This is a genomic window from Marinobacter mangrovi (assembly GCF_016798325.1).
Taxonomy (GTDB): domain Bacteria; phylum Pseudomonadota; class Gammaproteobacteria; order Pseudomonadales; family Oleiphilaceae; genus Marinobacter_A; species Marinobacter_A mangrovi.
This window is the reverse complement of sequence record NZ_JAERVO010000002.1, coordinates 248,376-265,486: the sequence shown is the minus strand read 5'-3', so window position 1 is coordinate 265,486 and position 17,111 is coordinate 248,376. Positions and strand designations below refer to the sequence as shown.

Genomic DNA, 17,111 nt, shown 5'->3' with positions numbered 1-17,111 from the left:
ACGTTTTATCATAACGCATTCGGCCAACTGTCAATTTGTGTCAACAACGCCGCAAACCTTGCCATCAGCGACTACAGTTTTACTGATAGGTGTGCTGCGCTGGCTGGACAGGTCAACACGTGGCAGCACTCGCTTGATGCAAGGAGGCCTGAATGGCATCGACGGCTGTCCCCGGCAGACGGCCCCATCGGCTGAAAACCGCGGGACTGGTGATTAGCCTGATTATTCTGTTAATTGCAGCGGTGGCTTTTACCGTGTCCGTGGTCCAGATCCAGTCGGCCATCACCGGCTACGTCGGCGGTAATGGCATCTGGTCGCGTGCGCAACTGACGGCTGTTTCCCACCTGGACGACTACGCTGCCCAGGGGCATCCAGAGGATCTGCGCCTGGCCCGCCAGTGGCTGGACATCCCCCTCGGCGATATGGACGCCCGGCTGGCGATGGAACAACGTCCTATGGACTACGAGGCCGCTCGCCAGGGGATGCTGCGAGGTGACAACCATCCGGACGACCTGGCCGGGATGATCTGGCTGTACCGTTACTTTTCCAACGTGGGCGTGTTCCGCAAAGCCGTAGAGGCCTGGCGGGACACCGATCCCTACCTGCTTGAACTGAACCGCATCACCCAGTCACTTACCGAAGCCTGGTCCACATCCCGACCGGACCCGGCCCAGATCGAGGCGGTCCGGGCGCGGCTGGACGCGGTCAATCAGCAGTTGCAAGTGTATGCCCGCCGATTCCGCACCGCCATGGGCGAGGCCGCGCGCTGGACCTCGACGGCCCTGTCCGTAGTGAGTGCGGTGTTTTTGATCCTGCTGGCCCTGGTGGCCTGGCGGCTGGGTAACCGACTGGTGCAGATCCAGCGCAGCAGTGAACAGAAATTCCGCTCCATTTTCGAGCAGAGTGCCGTGGGCATTATCCAGGTGGACACTCGGGGCATTGTGATCGATGCCAACCAGGCTGCTTGCCAGATCCTCGACACCCCGGACGATCACCTGCTCAACTCGCCGGTCATGGAACGCATCCATCCGGACGATCTACCTCTGGGCAGCGGCCCCCATAAAGCCCTTCTGAGGGGCCGAATGGACAGCTATACGCTGGAACAACGCCTGCAAAAAGGCAGCGGAGACCACCTGTGGGCCCGACTGACCGTCTCCATGGTCAATCGGCGCTCCGGGCAGGCCGCCTATTTCGTCGTCATGCTCGAAGACATCTCCGAGTCCCGTCGATTGGCTTCAGAGCTAAGTTACCAGGCCACTCACGATGCCCTCACCGGTCTGCTCAACCGACGTGAGTTTGAACACCGCCTGGCGATGATGCTGGGTCGGGCCCGATCCGAGCACTCCGAACACGCCCTGTGCTTTATCGATCTGGACCAGTTCAAGATCGTCAACGACACGTCCGGCCATGCCGCCGGCGACCAGCTGTTGCGGGAAATCGCGCGGCTGGCGGAATCGCGTCTGCGCGAAGGCGATGTGCTGGCCCGGCTGGGCGGGGACGAATTCGGCCTGATCCTGCAGAACTGCAACCTGGATACGGCGGCCAACGTGACAGAAAAGCTCCGGCAGGCGCTGGAATCCATAGTCTTCACCTGGGAGGAACAATCCCACAGCATCGGCGCCAGTATCGGCGTCGTGCCGATATACGCTGAGGCTCCGGATATCAGCGACCTGCTGCGGTCGGTGGATATCGCCTGCTACATGGCCAAGGACGGCGGACGCAACCGGGTTTACGTGTCGACCCCGGACGACCGCCAGCTGCACCTGCAACGCGGCGAGATGGCTTGGCTCAACCGGATTCAGGCCGCGCTCACGGAAAACCGCTTCTACCTGGACGCCCAGCGCATCCTGCCGGCCCGGGATGACAAGAAAGGCCTGCGCTACGAAGTCCTGGTCCGCCTGACCAACGAACAGGGCGAGCGGGTGTCACCCGCCGAATTCCTGCCGGCCGCCGAACGGTTTGGCATCGTCCACAAAATCGATCGCTGGGTCATCAGCGAGGTGGTCAGTCAACTGGCCCGGGCCCGCCAGCACCTGGAAACCCTCGATGCCTGCCACATCAACCTGTCGGGGCGATCGTTCGACCAGCCGGATCTGGCGGACTTCATTGTCGGCGAACTCAACGCCCATAACATTCCGGGCAGCAAGCTCTGTTTCGAAATCACGGAAACCGCGGCGGTGCATAACCTGTTGGACGTGAAAGCCTTTATGACACGCCTGCAGAAACTGGGCTGCACCTTTGCGCTGGACGATTTCGGAACCGGCCTGTCTTCCTTCGGCTATCTGCGCCAACTGCCCGTGGACTGCCTCAAGATCGACGGTTCCTTTGTCCGCAACATCACGCGGGATCGAAACGACCTGGCCATGGTCCAGGCGATCCACGACATCAGCCGTACCCTGGACAAGGTGACAGTGGCCGAGTGCGTCGAGGACGGTGCAGCCGCTGACCTGCTGAAAGACGTGGGTGTCGACTTCCTGCAGGGTTTCGGTCTACACCGGCCCTGCCGCTTCCGGGAACTGCTCTTCCCCCATACCCACCCGGAAGCAGCAGACGAGCCGCCCCTGACGGAGCAGGTCCGCTGGCCCTGATCCCCCATCGGCCCGACGCCCAAGGAGCCGCTGATTCACGCCTGAATCGTCTCTGCGTGCTCAGGCGTTAAACAGAGGTTCCCTAACATGACGTCTGTCATCTGACACACGGACGCTCTCTTGATTTCGCACCAAACCAGAACATATCGTTGCCGACCTTTTTTCAACCGGTCTTGATCAATGGGAATCAAAAACGAACGACTGCGCTGGCAACTGGTGTCCGGCGTGCTCCGCGCCCTGCACCTGGAGCGCCTGACCGCACGCTACAGTCACCGTTCGGTGATGGCGGCGTTCAGTTTTCTGAACGGTACCGTCAGCATCGCGCTGATCGCGTTTGTCGCACTGCTGACCCAACAGGCGTTCATTTTCCCATCGCTCGGTGCCACCGCCTTCATTCTCTTCCACGTGCCGATGGCCGCCCCGGCCTCGCCCCGCAATACCCTGTGCGGTCACCTGATCGGCGCCCTGATGGGCTATGCCAGCCTGCACCTGTTCGGGCTTGCCGACGCGCCATCGGCCATGGCGGCCGGCGTGGATCCGGCTCGCGTGGGCGCGGCCGCGGTGTCGCTGGGCGCAACTGGCTTTGCCATGGTGTGGCTGCGGGTGCCGCATCCGCCGGCCGGTGCGACAGCCCTGATCGTGTCGCTGGGGCTGATGCCGGGGCTGGATCAGCTGCCGGTGCTGATGGCAGGCGTCACCATGCTCCTGCTGCAGGCTTTCACCCTCAACCGGCTGGCCGGTCTGCCCTATCCACTGTGGCGCAACGCACCCGAAGCCTCTCCGAACGCTGCACTGGACACCTCGCGCTGATGCCAGCACGGACACCATCGCGTTCGATTGGCCTGCCGGCCCGGGCCGCGCTATAACAGAAGAAAGCGGACGGCGCAGGATCGGCCGATATGGACATTATCAAGGCAACTCCCGACCATGGTTTCGCCATTGCCGAGCTGGCCCTGATGGCCGGTGAAGGCATTCCCGACTATTTCTGGGAGATGGCGCGGCGTCCTGACCAGAGCAGCCTCGAGTACGGGGCCGAGAGGGCGGCCAGTGCGGACCAGAACTTCTCGTTCAAAAACGCCCACCTGGCCGTCGACCAGGATCGTGTGACCGGCATGCTGCTGGGCTATCGTCTCCCCGCGGCCGACGCGGCCGAAGACCTGGATACTCTTCCGGATTTCATCCGCCCTCTGGTGGAGCTGGAGCAGCAGGTGCCGGCGTCCTACTACATCAACATGCTGGCCACCTACCCCGCATTCCGCGGTCAGGGCATTGGCACGGCGCTCATGGACAACGTGCCGGAATGGGCCCACGCCGCCGGCTGCGACCTCGCCAGCGTGGAAGTGTTCGAACAGAACCCCGGCGCCTTGCGCCTCTATCAGCGCCTGGGCTACCAGATTGTGGATTCACGGGACGTAGTGCCTCACCCGTGCTATCCCTACACGGGCAAGGTGTTTCTGCTGACCAAACCGGTCTGATCGGTGCGATCAGGCCGCCTGTTCCTGCTGGGCCTGATACTGCCCCTGCCGTGCCAGACTGTTCAGGCGGGCCCGCTTGAAGAACGCCTGCTGCGCCTTCTCGCGGTTGGCCGGATCGCCGCCCCACGCCTTCATCGCATGCTCCTGTAACGCCCGGCCGTAGGACATGCTCAGTTGCCAGGGCGCCCGATCACGCAGCTGATTGAGCGCATTCAGGTTGGCCGTGGCCTGTTCCGGGGTCTGCCCGCCGGACAGGAAGTTGATGCTGGGCACCGCCGCCGGCACGGTGCGTCGCAGGATACGCAGCGTCATCTCCGCCACGTCTTCCGGCGCAGCCGGCCCCTGCTCCTTGCCTAGCGTGACCATGCTGGGTTTGAGAATCATGTGTTCCAGGACCACGCCGTGCTGGTGCAACGCATGAAACACCGCGTGCCAGACCTGCTCGTTCACCTCGGCGGCCCGCGCCATGGTGTGATTGCCGTCGATCAGCACCTCAGGCTCGACAATCGGCACGATGCCGGCGGCCTGACAGACGGCGGCATAGCGCGCCAGCATTTCCGCGTTGGCGGTCAGCCCCAGTGCCGTAGGATTGTGATCGGTGATCGGATACACCTCGCGCCACTTGGCGAAGCGAGCGCCCTGGGCCTTGTAGCCGTCCAGACGCTCGGCAAGGCCGTCCAGACCGTAGGTGATCATGTCACCGGGGGCGCCGGGCAGATCGCCCTTACCCTTATCGACCTTGATGCCCGGTACGATGCCCTGGGAGGCGGCCAGTTCCGCCAGTGGCGTACCGCTATCGTCCTTCTGGCCCAGGGTTTCCTCGTAGAAAATGACGCCGCTGATGTACTTTCCGACATCGGGCGTGGACAGCAGCATGGTGCGATACCAGCGCCGGTTCTCTTCGTTGGATTCGACGCCCACGGCCGCTAACCGCTTGCTCATGGTGCCTGTGCTTTCATCGGCGGCGAGAATACCGCGCTCGGCGTCGATCATGTCTTCAATGGTTTTCTGCAGCTCAGCGCTACTCGACATGGTGAAACCCTCCTTGTGTCCATGGGTCTTCAGGGAACCCGTGATTGACTCCCGAAACGCCCCAGATCGTTTCCCATTTCAACCGGCGGGACAAGGGATCCAACACAGTGGTAATACTCCCGTCATACTGGCGCCGGCACTGCTGGCATTCAGCGATCCTCAAGCCCGAGTCGCTGGTGCCACTCGGCCAGGGATTCCTTCGGATATTCGTCAAAGACCTTGTCCCGTGGGCCGGGGTCAAGCGGTACCCACTCCGGTTTGAAGGCGACCATCAGATGGGTGCGCTCCGGCGCCTCCGGCAACTCGGTATCAATCGCTGATGCCATGGGATGCACCAGGTCCGGCCAGTTCGGGTCGTACAGCCAAAGAACACTGCCGCAGACTTTACAGAAGTGGCGCTGGCCGGAGCTTTCCTCGATGGTACCTGTCTCGGCGTCCGCCATCCGGGCGTGGTAAATCGTAATGTTGTCCTCACCCCAGACCCGCAGTGTGTTGTAGTCGGCCCCCAGGTTGATGGCGTAGCCACCGCCTCCGCCGGTCTTTCGGCAAATCGTGCAGTAACAGAGGTTGAACGGGTACGGATGCGCGGACTCCACGGCAAAGCGAACGGCACCACAATGACAGGATCCATCGAGTTTCATGGGCCTCTCCCGGTTGGCAGAAAATGAACATCAATCTTAACGCTAACGCGCCTGCCACCCGGAGAAAAGGCATCCCGATCAAGTTTTTTGTCTGTCGATGTCACATTCCGTCCGGCTGTCTCGTCTTATGGGTGAATCCAACCGTAAAGGAGCCACACCCATGCAATCCCGACTCGACCCTTTTACCGCCGCACCGGACGCCATCCAGGCCATGGTTCACCTGGAAAGCTATCTCCACGATTGCGAACTGGAGTACTCTCTGGTGGAACTGGTGCGGATTCGCACCTCCCAGATCAACGGCTGCGGCTATTGCCTGCACATGCACACCCGGGATGCGCGGGATGCCGGCGAAACGGAAGAACGCCTCCACGTGCTGACCGCCTGGCGTGAATCGCCGCTGTTCAGCGATCGCGAGCGGGCAGCCCTGGCCTGGACGGAGTCACTGACGCGAATCGCCGACACCGGCGCCCCGGACGCGGACTTCGAACAGGCCAACGCCCAGTTCAGCGAAGCGGAACTGGTCAAGCTGACGGTGCTGATCGGCGCCATCAATACCTGGAACCGGATCGCCGTCGGTTTCCGCCGGGTGCACGCCACCGGGGGCGCACGCACACCCAAGGGATCGGTTCGGTCCAAGGCGACGGCATAAACAAGGAATCACCTCATGAGCCAGGGATCTGCGACTGACTTCGAAGCCCATCGTCCGGCCCTGAAAGGACTGGCCTACCGCATGCTCGGCACCGTCTCGGACGCCGAGGATGTGGTGCAGGAAGCCTACCTGCGCTGGCACGGCATGGACATCGGCGGCATCGACAACCCGGGGGCCTACCTCTCGACGGTTGTCAGCCGCCTTTGCCTGGACCGCTGGAAAGAGGCCCGGCACCAGCGCGAGACCTACGTCGGTCCGTGGCTGCCGGAGCCTGTTGTGCTCGAGACGAACGACCCGGCGTCGATCCATGACCTGGCCCACGATGTGTCCTTTGCCCTGATGCTGGCCCTGGAACGCCTCTCGCCACTGGAGCGGGCGGCGTTTCTGCTGCACGATGTCTTTGACATGGACTTCCGGGACGTGGCCAAGACCCTGGATCGCAGCGAGTCGGCCTGCCGCCAACTGGCGAAGCGGGCACGCCACCACGTCCAGTCCGCCCGCCCCCGTTTCGAGGCCGACCCGGATCAGGGCGAACGCCTGGCCGAGGCCTTTTTCAGTGCGTCACGTTCCGGCGACACCCAAACCCTGTTGACGGTGCTGTCTGAGCACGTGGTGCTCCACGCCGATGGCGGTGGTATCCGTTCAGCCGCCCTGCGACTGATTCATGGAGCGGACCGGATCAGCCGCTTCTTTGCCGGTGTGGCTCGCAAGAAAGGCCAACCGCCCCGCTGGTCCCGCCGGGTCATCATCAACGGCCTGCCGGGCTTCCTGACGCTGGAAGCCGATGGCATGCTGCAAGTCACGTCGGTAGCCCTGCATGACGGTCGGATTACCGACATTTATGTGATCCGCAATCCGAATAAACTGGATCACCTGGCGCATCTCGTACCAGAATCGTTGATGAACGCTTCGAAAAGCGATAACGGGAGGTTCCCGCATGAGTCACCAGAATGATGTACCGATACAACTGTCCAACCCGGAAGGACTCTACGATCCAACGGAAAACGGGTACTCACATCTCGCTGTGGTCTCTCCGGGCAACCGGCTGGTCCTGATTGCCGGCCAGGGCGGTGAGAACGCCAACGGCGAACTTCCGGGCGATTTCCACCTGCAGGTGCGCTGGGCGCTGTCCAATCTTAAAGTGGCGATCAATGCGGCCGGCGGGGAACTGTCGGATATCGCCAGGCTGACGACGCTGGTGGTCGATCATGACGAGGACAAGCTTCGCGTTTTGGCCGAGGAAATCCGGCAGGCCTGGGGATCCGATCCGGCACCGGTTCAAACCCTGATTCCGGTTCCTCGCCTGGCCCTGGACGGCATGCTGTTCGAGGTGGAAGCCACGGCGGTATTGCCGGTCGAGGCGTACGCCTCTTAAAAACAGCCGGGGCGCGCAGGTGCCCCGGCCGGTCAAGGCTTATCGGCAGGCCGGTGGCAGGAACTTGCCCTCGGCGTTCTGCCCGTAGCAGCTCCATTGCAGGCCGCTGTCGGTGGAGGCGGGTTCCAGCACCAGGTATTGGGGCTCGCCAAAGCTGTCGGTCCCCATGTTGGCCGCGAGAATACCGTCGTCGTAGATACCGACTTCATAGTGATTGCCGGTGACCATCGCACTCGGGTAGCCCACCGCCTGCAGCGATGCCGGCCACTGGTTGTTGGCCTGGACGTAGCGGTTCACGTCCCCCTGGATCTGCTGCATCTGGCTGTAGGCGTCCTGGTACCGCGCCCGTTCCACGTAGTCCTGGTAGGCGGGAATGGCCACGGCCGCCAGCACACCAACGATCGCCACGGTGATAAGCAGTGAAGCAAAGCCGCCGGCACCGCCGCCCACCCGGGGCACGAACAGCGACAGGAACCAGGCAAACCCATGGCGGCGCGGCTGACGCACGGTTTCGCCACGATGCAGGGCAATGGCGGCCGCCATACGCTTGCTCAGCCAGGGGTAGTCGCCGGTCAGCTCGTTGAAGGACATCCAGAAGCCGTTGGTGGCCTGTACCTGGTTCAGGTAGGCGTCCACATTCAGGGTTTTCCAGCGGGTATCACCGGCGGCTATGGCCGCAATCGCCGCCTTGATGTCGTCCTCGGATTCGCAGCAGGCCACGCCGTAGCGATCGCAGGTGTATTCCTCGGCACGCCGCAGGGCTGGCCCCAGCACCGGCAGGATCGACGCCGGCATGACGAAGGAACGCCAGGACAGGTGCTTGCGATGGATATGGCCCAGCTCGTGGCCGATGTAGAAGTCGATGGCACCGGGCTGACTGTCCAGCGCGTCCACCACGTCGGTAAACAGCACCACGAAGTGCCGTCCCAGGAACTTCGTTGCCAGTGCGTTGAAGAAATCCGCACGCAGCAGATAGGCCTCGGGCACCTTCTTGAGCCCGACTTTCTCGCAGCTGGCCACCAGCTTGCGGTGCAGGTCCGGGTACTGCTCCTCGCTGATGCGAACACCCGACCCCTTGAGGTGCGAAATAAACGCCGAATGGGCGAACAGGAACACCAGGTAACCCAGCAACAGGTAGAGCAGCGCGATGCCCAGTGTGCCTACGACCAACGCCAGCCAGAACAGGCCGGACAGGACGGCCGCCATTACGAACAGCGGCTTCTCATGTTTGTAAACCAAATCCATTGAACGATCCCTCGAATGCTTTGTTTTCTTTTTTAAATCCAGCACAGCACCGACTCCGGCCGGCGCATCGCGTTGAATACTAGTCCAATACTGCCCGTGTTTTTGTGAAAAGATGTATCACTCACACAATGACAGCGGCCCCGACACCTGCCCGTGGCATAATGGCCGCCATGAGACTCGACCGGTTCATCAGCAAACACACCCGCAGCAGCCAGAAAGCCGCACGCCAGGCCATTGCCGGCGGTCGCGTCGAGATGGACAGCGTCACGGAACGCAACCCGACCGTCACCGTCGGCCGTTTCCATACCGTCACGCTGGATGAATCAGTACTGCAGTCCCGTCAGGCGCATTACCTGATGCTGCACAAGCCCGCCGGCTATCTCAGTGCCACGCGCGATCCAACGCACCCGACGGTGCTCGACCTGGTGGATCCGGTACTGCGGCCACAACTCCACATTGGCGGTCGGCTCGACCGGGCCACGTCCGGACTGCTGATCCTGACCAACGACGGTCACTGGTCACGACGGCTCACGGAACCCCGGGAAAGGCATTCCAAGGTCTATCACGTGCGCACGCTGCAGCCGATCACGCCGGAGACGGCGGTCCGTTTTGCCGAAGGCATCTACTTCCCCTACGAAGGCCTGACCACCTCGCCCGCCCAGCTCGAACAGCTGGGCCTTTGCGAAGCGCGCCTGACGATCTACGAAGGGCGCTACCATCAGGTGAAGCGGATGTTTACGGCGGTCGGCAACCGGGTGGTTGCCCTGCACCGGGAAAGCATGGGTGACATACAGCTGGACCCGTCCCTGGCTCCCGGTGAATGCCGCCAACTGAGTCATCATGAAATTGCATCGGTTGACTAATGTCACACTGGAAAACGTCGTCCGTGACAACCTGTTCATCGGTACCGGCTCTCATCTGACGGCCTTTGTGGTTACACTAATGGGGGCTAACCGGGCACAGGACGCTTCCAATTCATGACGTTAAGACACCCCCGACTTTCTCGCCGACCGATTTCGCCAGCCGTATGGGTAATGCGTTGTCTGCTCCTGATGGTGTGCCTTTGCGGCACACCGGCCCATGCACAATCGTCGCTGATGGACCTGCTGCCCCACCCCGGGCAGGAAAAGAAAGCGGCCACAGAAAGCCAGGATCAGCAGGACGACGCTACCGACAAACAGTCTGCTGACAAACAGAAAGACCCGTCCGAGTCAGGCCAGGCCAACGACGGCGAGAACAAGGCCGGAGAGCGTCAGGACAAGGACAAGCAGCCACCGCCGAAGCCGTCTCCCAACCCGGTGCAGCCGGCGATCGACGACAATGCCGGCAAACCGCTGCAAAGCCAGTTGCCCTCCGCCCGGACGGCGGATATCCGCCAGCAGATCCAGGCCCTGCGCAACTCCCTGGATGAACGCCTGGTGGCGCTGGCGAACAGTCGCGAGCGACTGGCCTATGCCGACAGCCTGCTCAAGCGCCTGGATGACGAATACAAGAGCTTCGAGCTGCGGTTGGAAAAAGCGGGCTTGAACCTGACGGACGACTACGCCCGCCTGCTGCGCCAGCGGCTTGACCGCCTGCGCCGCCAGACCATTGCCGAAGGGCTCACCGAAGGCATTCGTGACCAGCTTTCCGCTGCCCGGGAAGAACAACTGCGGCTGGAAGAATACGAAGCCGTCATGAACCCGGACAACAACGCCCAGGGGCAAATGCGACAGAAGCGCGCCGACCTGCTGCGCCAGCTCCACAAGGCCGTGACCGATCACATCGAAGTGCTCAACGAGTACTACAGCACGGTGACCCAGCTGCGGGATCGGGTCGATGCCTACCAGGAGCTGCTGCAACAGCGTCTGTTCTGGCTGCCAAGCGCCGATGTGGTCAGCAAGGACACCTTTAACCAGCTCTACCAGGGTCTGGCCTGGTTCGCGTCTTCGTTCAAATGGTCCGCAGTGAAATCGGCGATCAGCGCCTCCGTCAGCGAGCGGGGGTTCCGCATGGCCTTGCTGGTGTTGGTACTGGCGGCCCTGCTGGTCAAGCGCCGGACGATCCGCAAGGCCCTGATCGACACCGGCGAATACGTCGGCAACGTGGGGCACGATGCCTTCCCCATGACACTGATGGCCCTGCTTTACAGCCTGCTGCTGTCCCTTCCGGGAGTGCTGTTGTTGTCACTGGGCACGCTGCTGGTCAAGGAAGGCAACGAATTCTTCAGCGCCATATCCAAAGGTTTCGGCGCCGCCGCCTTCATCATGCTGCTGCTGAACCTCGTGCATAAGGTGGCCCGTCAGGCCGGCCTCGGGGAACGTCACTTCAAGTGGAATCCGAAGACCCTCCAGGGCATCCGTCGGGAAATCCCCATCCTGATGGCCGTGTTGATTCCCATCACCATTGTCATGCCGACGCTGGAAACCCCGGACGGGGCCGTCTATCGGGATAGTCTGGGGCGCATCCTGTTCCTGGTGGCGTCGGCAGCCCTGGCCACCTTTGCGCATCGCACCATGGCGGCGGTTCGTCACCGCCGGCTAAACAACCGGACGCTGCGTATCCTGCACTGGTTCGCCGTCGCCACCCCCATGCTCCTGGCCCTGGCCTCCCTGATGGGCTACCACTACACGGCCGTCCAATTGGAAGGCAGTCTGTTTATTTCCATTTGCTGGCTGGCCTTTGTCATCCTCCTTTACTTCCTTGGCCTGCGCGCCCTGTCGGTGCGTGAGCGGCGCCTGACCCTGGAGCGCCTGCTGGAACAGCGAGCCAATGAGCGCAAGATGGCCGAAGCACGGGAGGCAGCCGAATCCACGGGTGAAGGCGTCCCGCCAGCCCTGGACATGCCGGAGATGAACCTCAAGGACATCAGCCAACAGAGTACGTCACTGCTGAGAATCCTGGCACTGGCCATCGCGGTAACCGGCCTGTGGTTCATGTGGAAGGACGTCATACCGGCCCTGCAGCTGTTCGACAGCGTCACACTCTGGAACATCAGCACCGGCAGCGGTAAAGAGGATCTGATGCCAATCACCCTGGGGGACCTGCTGGTGGCCCTGTTGTTTGTGGCCGGCACCGTGGTCGCGGCCAGGAACCTGCCGGGTACCCTGGAAGTGATGATCCTCAGCCGGCTGAATCTGGAACCGGGTTCCGGCTATGCCATCACGACGCTCGCCAAGTACGTCATCGTTTTCCTGGGAGCGAGTATTTCCCTGGCCGTGCTGGGGCTGCAATGGTCCAAACTGCAATGGTTGGTGGCCGCACTGGGCGTCGGTCTCGGTTTCGGTCTTCAGGAAATCGTCGCCAACTTCGTCTCCGGCATCATCCTGTTGTTCGAGCGGCCCATACGGGTCGGCGATACGGTCACGATCGACGGCATCACCGGCACCGTGACCCGTATCCGTATCCGCGCGACGACCCTGATGGACTGGGACCGCAAGGAACAGATCATTCCCAACAAGACCTTCGTCACTCAGGATCTGACCAACTGGACCCTGTCCGACCCGATTACCCGGGTCATCATCCGGGTGGGCGTGGCCTACGGTTCGGACGTCGACAAGGTCCGTGACGTTCTCTACCGCGTAACCCTCGATAACGAGCGGGTGGTGGAGGATCCGGCGCCGGCGGTGTTCTGTGTGGGCCTGGGCGACAGCAGCATCGATTTCGAGATTCGGGCATTCGTCCGGGACCTGATGGACTTCATGCCCCTGTCCCACGAATTGCATTCCTCAATCACCCGGGCCCTGCGCGAAGCCGGCGTGGAAATCCCCTTCCCGCAGCGGGATATCCATATTCGGACAGCCGCGCCGGTGCCGCCCATGAACAGCGCCGCCCAACAGACCTCGGGCTCCTAGTTCGGGCTTTTAAAGGGGATTCGCGTCAAAGGTATTGCAGGTGCGGATCTCGCCGCTGTCGAAGCCTTGCCGGAACCAGCGCACCCGCTGCTCGGACGTGCCGTGAGTGAAGCTGTCCGGTACGACCGACCCGCCGGCCTGGCGTTGCAGGCGGTCGTCACCAATGGCGCTGGCTGCGTTCAACGCCTCGTCCAGGTCGCCCGCTTCCAGCATCTGCCGCTCGGTGTGAGCGGCATGCCCCCACACGCCGGCAAAGCAGTCGGCCTGTAATTCCTGGCGAACCGACAAGGCGTTCACGGTCGCCTGACTGCGTCCCTGCCCCGCCTGGCGCACCTTGTCGCTGATGCCCATCAGCGTCTGCACATGATGGCCGACTTCGTGGGCAATCACGTAGGCCTGGGCAAAATCACCCGGCGCGGCAAAGCGCGTTTTCAGATCGTGGAAAAAGGAGAGATCCAGATACACTTGTTGGTCGGCAGGGCAGTAGAACGGCCCGACCGCCGCACTGGCCAGACCGCAAGCGGAATTGACCCGTCCCGAGAACAGCACCAGTGTCGGCTCACGATAACGCCCGCCCAGAGCGGCGAACTGCTCGTTCCAGGTTTGCTCGGTATCCGCCAGGACGACGGACACAAACTCCACCAGTTCCTGATCGGCGGCACTCAGTTCCCGGGGAGACTGGGTGGTGGACACACTGGTGCCCAGCAGCATGGGCAGAAGATCGACGCCCATGAATCGGGCGCCGACAACCACGACAACCGCCAGTATCAGCACGGTACGCCCGACCTTGCTGCGCAACAGGGCCGGCAGGAAGCGCAACAGCATCATGCCGCCCGCGCCGGCCGCCGAGTACCCGGCGGTGTCGCCACGCCGATCCTCTACATGACTGCTCTGCTGTCGACCCCGCCAGCGCATGGCCATCGCCTCCCCTATCGCATCCGAAAGGATCGCCCGACGGCACAAAACCGGGTGTCCCTTGACTATAGCCCAGCGCGGGTACCCACCAACGACCAAATGGGTATAAAAACCAACCGCTACCGGATCATCCTGCATTCGCGGAATCGCTTATACCTTTCACGCCCACCGACACGGATAATACGTATCCTAATCACTTCCATGTTTGCCCCTGATCCCACTCGCGCGATCACTGCGGGGTCTCCAGACACAATAGGGATACCATGTCGGCCCAGGCGCCATTGCATGAATTTTCAAAATTCAAGGTATTGCTGATCGAACTGGCACTCGCCATGGGCGGTTTCGGGATCGGTACCGGTGAATTCGCCATCATGGGGCTGATGCCCAACCTGTCCAGTGACCTGGGCGTCAGCGAACCGGAAGTCGGCCACCTGATCAGCGCCTATGCACTGGGTGTTGTGGTGGGCGCACCGCTGCTCGCCATCCTGGGCGCGCGGCTGTTCCGGCGGCATCTGCTGATCCTGCTGATGGCGTTTTACGCACTGGGGAACGTCGCCAGCGCCCTGGCGCCAGGTTATGACTCCCTGATGGTTTTCCGCTTTATTGCCGGCCTGCCCCACGGGGCCTATTTCGGTGTAGCCGCGCTGGTGGCGGCCTCGCTGGTGCCGGTCAACCAGCGCGCCAAAGCGGTCAGTCGGGTGATGATGGGGCTGACGCTGGCTTTGTTGATCGGCAACCCGCTGGCCACGGTGCTGGGCCAATCCCTGAACTGGCGCTACGCCTACATGTTTGTCGGCGGCATCGCCGCCCTGACCGCGGTGCTGGTGTTTTTCTTCCTGCCCCTCAACCGGGACGAACCGCGCAACAGCCCGCTGCATGAAGTCCGGGCCTTCCGCGGTGCCCAGCTCTGGTACGCCCTCGCCATCGGCGCGATTGGCTTTGCCGGTATGTTCTGCGTGTTCAGTTACCTGGCGCCCACCCTGTTGAACGTGACAAAGGTGGAACCGTTCTGGATCCCCATCGCCCTGGCGGTGTTTGGGTTGGGCGGTTTTATCGGCAACATCCTCGGCGGCTGGCTGTTTGACCGCCTGCAGTTCCGCTGCGTGGGCCTGCTGCTGATCTGGGCCATCGGCATGCTGATGCTGTTTCCGCTCGCCACGGGATCGGTCTGGAGTCTGCTGCTGATCTGCTTCCTGGTCGCCCAGATGTCCGCCCTCGGGCCGGCGCTGCAAACTCGCCTGATGGATGTGGCAAACGAGGCCCAGACGCTGGCTGCCGCGTCCCACCACGCCGCATTCAACGTGGCCAACGCCCTTGGCCCCTGGCTCGGCGGCATGGCGATTACCGCCGGCCTGGGCTGGCAGTCCACCGGATACGTCGGTGCGGTGATGGCCGTTGCGGGGCTGGGCATCTTCATGATGGCCTGGCGCCATGAGAACGGCGGGCAGCTGGTCCCAGAGCCCGACTAGTCGGGCTCCGTCTCAGCCTCCGGTCAGCCGGGCCTGGGCGGCCGAGCCTGCCGACGGTGACTCGTGCAGCGCGGCCAGCACCGCCGGGTCGCGATCGTAGATGTCCGGCCGGAACTGCAGCGTTCCATGACCGTCGACCCAGACAGTCCAGTATTGCAGGTGGATCGGTATCGGATCATCCAGCAGGACGGTGGTGGTTTTCCGGGACGCCAGCACGGCATTGAGACGATCCTCATCCCAGCCGGGTTTTCCCTTCAGCAGGTAGGCGGCCAGTTCCATCGGATCCTTGAGCCGGATGCAACCGGAACTGAAGGTCCGTGCGCTTTTCTGGAACAGGTCCCGCGACGGCGTGTCGTGCAGGTAAACGTCGTATTTGTTGGGGAACATGAACTTTACCTGCCCCAACGCATTCTGTGGCCCCGGCGCCTGCACCAGCTGATACGGCAGGTTCCGGGCGGACACCCGGCTCCAGTCCACGGTCGCCGCATCCACGCGGCGCCGGTCGGCACCCCAGCCCTCGTAGACTTCGAAACCCAGACGCTCCAGATAACCCGGATCCTTCAGGATCTGCGGCAGCTTGTCCTGCAGGATCAGCTTGGTGGGCACGGTCCAGGTGGGGTTCAGGACCAGGTAACGGATCTGATCGCTGAACACCGGCGTGCGCCGGTAGGGCTGCCCGACAATCACCGGCTTTTCCATGACGACCTGATCGCCCTGTACGACTTCCATCTCAAACGCAGCGATGTTCACCAGGACGTAACGCAGCCCCAGGCTGTCCGGCAGCCAGCGCCACCGCTCCAGGTTAAGGTCCACCCGGTCAAGCCGCTGTGCCGGACTCAGGTTAACCATCGCCAGGGTCTTGCGCCCGATGATACCGTCGTCCGTCAGGCCGTGTCGGCGCTGGAAGGCGCGGATCACCGGTTCAAGCCGGTCGTCAAACACATCCGCAACCGGGTCACCTGCCTCCGCGTCCCGGAGATCCCCCAGCAGGCGCAAGCGTTGCCGGATGACGGGCAAACGGTCATCGCGATCCCCTACCTCAATGGACGGTCCGGCGGGAATCGGCGGCCACTCCATGTTGGCCATGGCCGCCAATCGGCCGTGGGCACTGCGTAAGGCCTGGTAGCCCGTCTGGGTCGGTCGCAAGGCGTCGACGGTGGCCACCAGGTTGCCGCTATCCAAAGCCTGGGACAGCATTTGGTAGAGCTCGCGCTGATGCCTTTCGGCCTGCCATTCGGGGTCGGTCGTTTCCGGATCGACTTTGCCATCGAGCAGGTGCGACGCCAGCAACAGGAAACTGTCGGAAAGCAACAGATCCCGATCCGCCAGGGCCGCCTGCGAGTGTTCTGTCTCGCTGTCCTGTTGCAGCTCGGCCAGCGCCCTGGCGTGGTAGTCGTCGGGCACCAGACCGTCGCCGGCGATACCGGCCAGCACGCTCATCCAATCGTCTCGCAGCTCGGGCCGGGTCCAGGCAGGGGTGTAGCCGCGGGATTCGTAGAAATCGCTCAGTGCGGCGGTCGCAACCAGGGGCTCACCACCGGCGGCCACCGTATAGCCCGCCTGAATCGCTTCCAGCCGCTGCCGTAACATCTCGTCTGCCCCGGCCGGGGGAACCAGCCCCACGATGAGCAGCACCACCACAACACTCGCCGTTAATCCTTTGTACATCCAACAACTCCGTTTACCGGCCCCCATGGTTACCGTTGTCTGTCGTCCCTGACCGGGCATCCGCACGTATCTTGCCATTGCGTTACAGCATAGCGGGACCCTTGAAGCTCGCCAATCGATTAAATCCTATTGTCCAACAATCAATAATCTTAATATTTCAGTGATTTGATCCAATAGTGTGCGGCTGGTCATGAATCCGGCAATCGGAACGGATTGAAGGT

The 17,111-nt window shown here is 62.5% G+C and carries 14 protein-coding genes; 9 read left to right on the top strand and 5 right to left on the bottom strand.

The genetic code is table 11. The features are described from left to right. Positions 1-152: 152 nt before the first annotated feature. From JL474_RS07160 to JL474_RS07150, 3 genes are all read left to right on the top strand, one after another. The gene (locus JL474_RS07160) at positions 153-2,588 is read left to right on the top strand and encodes a putative bifunctional diguanylate cyclase/phosphodiesterase (RefSeq protein WP_203141514.1); all 2,436 of its coding nucleotides are present in this window, start codon (positions 153-155) and stop codon (positions 2,586-2,588) included. Between the two features lie 180 nt (positions 2,589-2,768). Continuing rightward, positions 2,769-3,398 (top strand): HPP family protein, encoded by a 630-nt coding sequence (locus JL474_RS07155; protein ID WP_203141513.1) that lies wholly within the window; start codon positions 2,769-2,771, stop codon positions 3,396-3,398. A gap of 89 nt (positions 3,399-3,487) precedes the next feature. Continuing rightward, positions 3,488-4,063: a GNAT family N-acetyltransferase gene (locus JL474_RS07150; protein ID WP_203141512.1), complete on the top strand. Its 576-nt coding sequence runs from the start codon at positions 3,488-3,490 to the stop codon at positions 4,061-4,063. Positions 4,064-4,072: 9 nt separating this feature from the next. Here the strand turns inward: JL474_RS07150 and JL474_RS07145 are convergent, their stop codons facing one another. Together JL474_RS07145 and JL474_RS07140 are read right to left on the bottom strand one after the other, a co-directional pair. Further along, entirely contained in the window at positions 4,073-5,095 is a 1,023-nt protein-coding gene (locus JL474_RS07145) for a class I fructose-bisphosphate aldolase (protein ID WP_203141511.1), read from the bottom strand. Positions 5,096-5,244: 149 nt separating this feature from the next. After that, positions 5,245-5,736, bottom strand: coding sequence for a GFA family protein (locus JL474_RS07140; protein WP_203141510.1), 492 nt, complete (start codon positions 5,734-5,736; stop codon positions 5,245-5,247). A gap of 160 nt (positions 5,737-5,896) precedes the next feature. Here JL474_RS07140 and JL474_RS07135 point away from each other — a divergent pair, with 160 nt between their 5' ends. From JL474_RS07135 to JL474_RS07125, 3 genes are read left to right on the top strand one after another with little or no spacing between them, the layout of a single operon-like run. After that, entirely contained in the window at positions 5,897-6,385 is a 489-nt protein-coding gene (locus JL474_RS07135; protein ID WP_203141509.1) for a carboxymuconolactone decarboxylase family protein, read from the top strand. Positions 6,386-6,400: 15 nt separating this feature from the next. Further along, positions 6,401-7,339, top strand: coding sequence for a sigma-70 family RNA polymerase sigma factor (locus JL474_RS07130; protein ID WP_203141508.1), 939 nt, complete (start codon positions 6,401-6,403; stop codon positions 7,337-7,339). Next, complete coding sequence (locus JL474_RS07125) at positions 7,323-7,760, top strand: RidA family protein (protein WP_203141507.1); 438 nt, start codon at positions 7,323-7,325, stop codon at positions 7,758-7,760. The genes JL474_RS07130 and JL474_RS07125 overlap by 17 nt, the downstream gene beginning before the upstream one ends. 39 nt (positions 7,761-7,799) lie before the next feature. Here the strand turns inward: JL474_RS07125 and JL474_RS07120 are convergent, their stop codons facing one another. Beyond that, a complete protein-coding gene (locus tag JL474_RS07120) occupies positions 7,800-9,005 on the bottom strand; it encodes a M48 family metalloprotease (protein ID WP_203141506.1) in 1,206 nt (401 codons plus the stop codon). A 170-nt stretch (positions 9,006-9,175) separates the two neighbouring features. Between JL474_RS07120 and JL474_RS07115 the strand changes: the two genes are divergently transcribed. Next, positions 9,176-9,868: a pseudouridine synthase gene (locus JL474_RS07115; protein WP_203141893.1), complete on the top strand. Its 693-nt coding sequence runs from the start codon at positions 9,176-9,178 to the stop codon at positions 9,866-9,868. Positions 9,869-10,039: 171 nt separating this feature from the next. After that, the gene (locus JL474_RS07110; RefSeq protein ID WP_236012102.1) at positions 10,040-12,838 is read left to right on the top strand and encodes a mechanosensitive ion channel domain-containing protein; all 2,799 of its coding nucleotides are present in this window, start codon (positions 10,040-10,042) and stop codon (positions 12,836-12,838) included. Between the two features lie 9 nt (positions 12,839-12,847). Here the strand turns inward: JL474_RS07110 and ypfJ are convergent, their stop codons facing one another. Further along, on the bottom strand, positions 12,848-13,753 hold the full coding sequence (gene ypfJ, locus JL474_RS07105) for a KPN_02809 family neutral zinc metallopeptidase (RefSeq protein ID WP_203141505.1): 906 nt from the start codon (positions 13,751-13,753) through the stop codon (positions 12,848-12,850). A gap of 263 nt (positions 13,754-14,016) precedes the next feature. Between ypfJ and JL474_RS07100 the strand changes: the two genes are divergently transcribed. Continuing rightward, complete coding sequence (locus tag JL474_RS07100; protein ID WP_236012101.1) at positions 14,017-15,222, top strand: MFS transporter; 1,206 nt, start codon at positions 14,017-14,019, stop codon at positions 15,220-15,222. A gap of 12 nt (positions 15,223-15,234) precedes the next feature. Here the strand turns inward: JL474_RS07100 and JL474_RS07095 are convergent, their stop codons facing one another. Continuing rightward, the gene (locus JL474_RS07095) at positions 15,235-16,890 is read right to left on the bottom strand and encodes a L,D-transpeptidase family protein (protein WP_236012100.1); all 1,656 of its coding nucleotides are present in this window, start codon (positions 16,888-16,890) and stop codon (positions 15,235-15,237) included. Between the last annotated feature and the right edge of the window lie 221 nt (positions 16,891-17,111).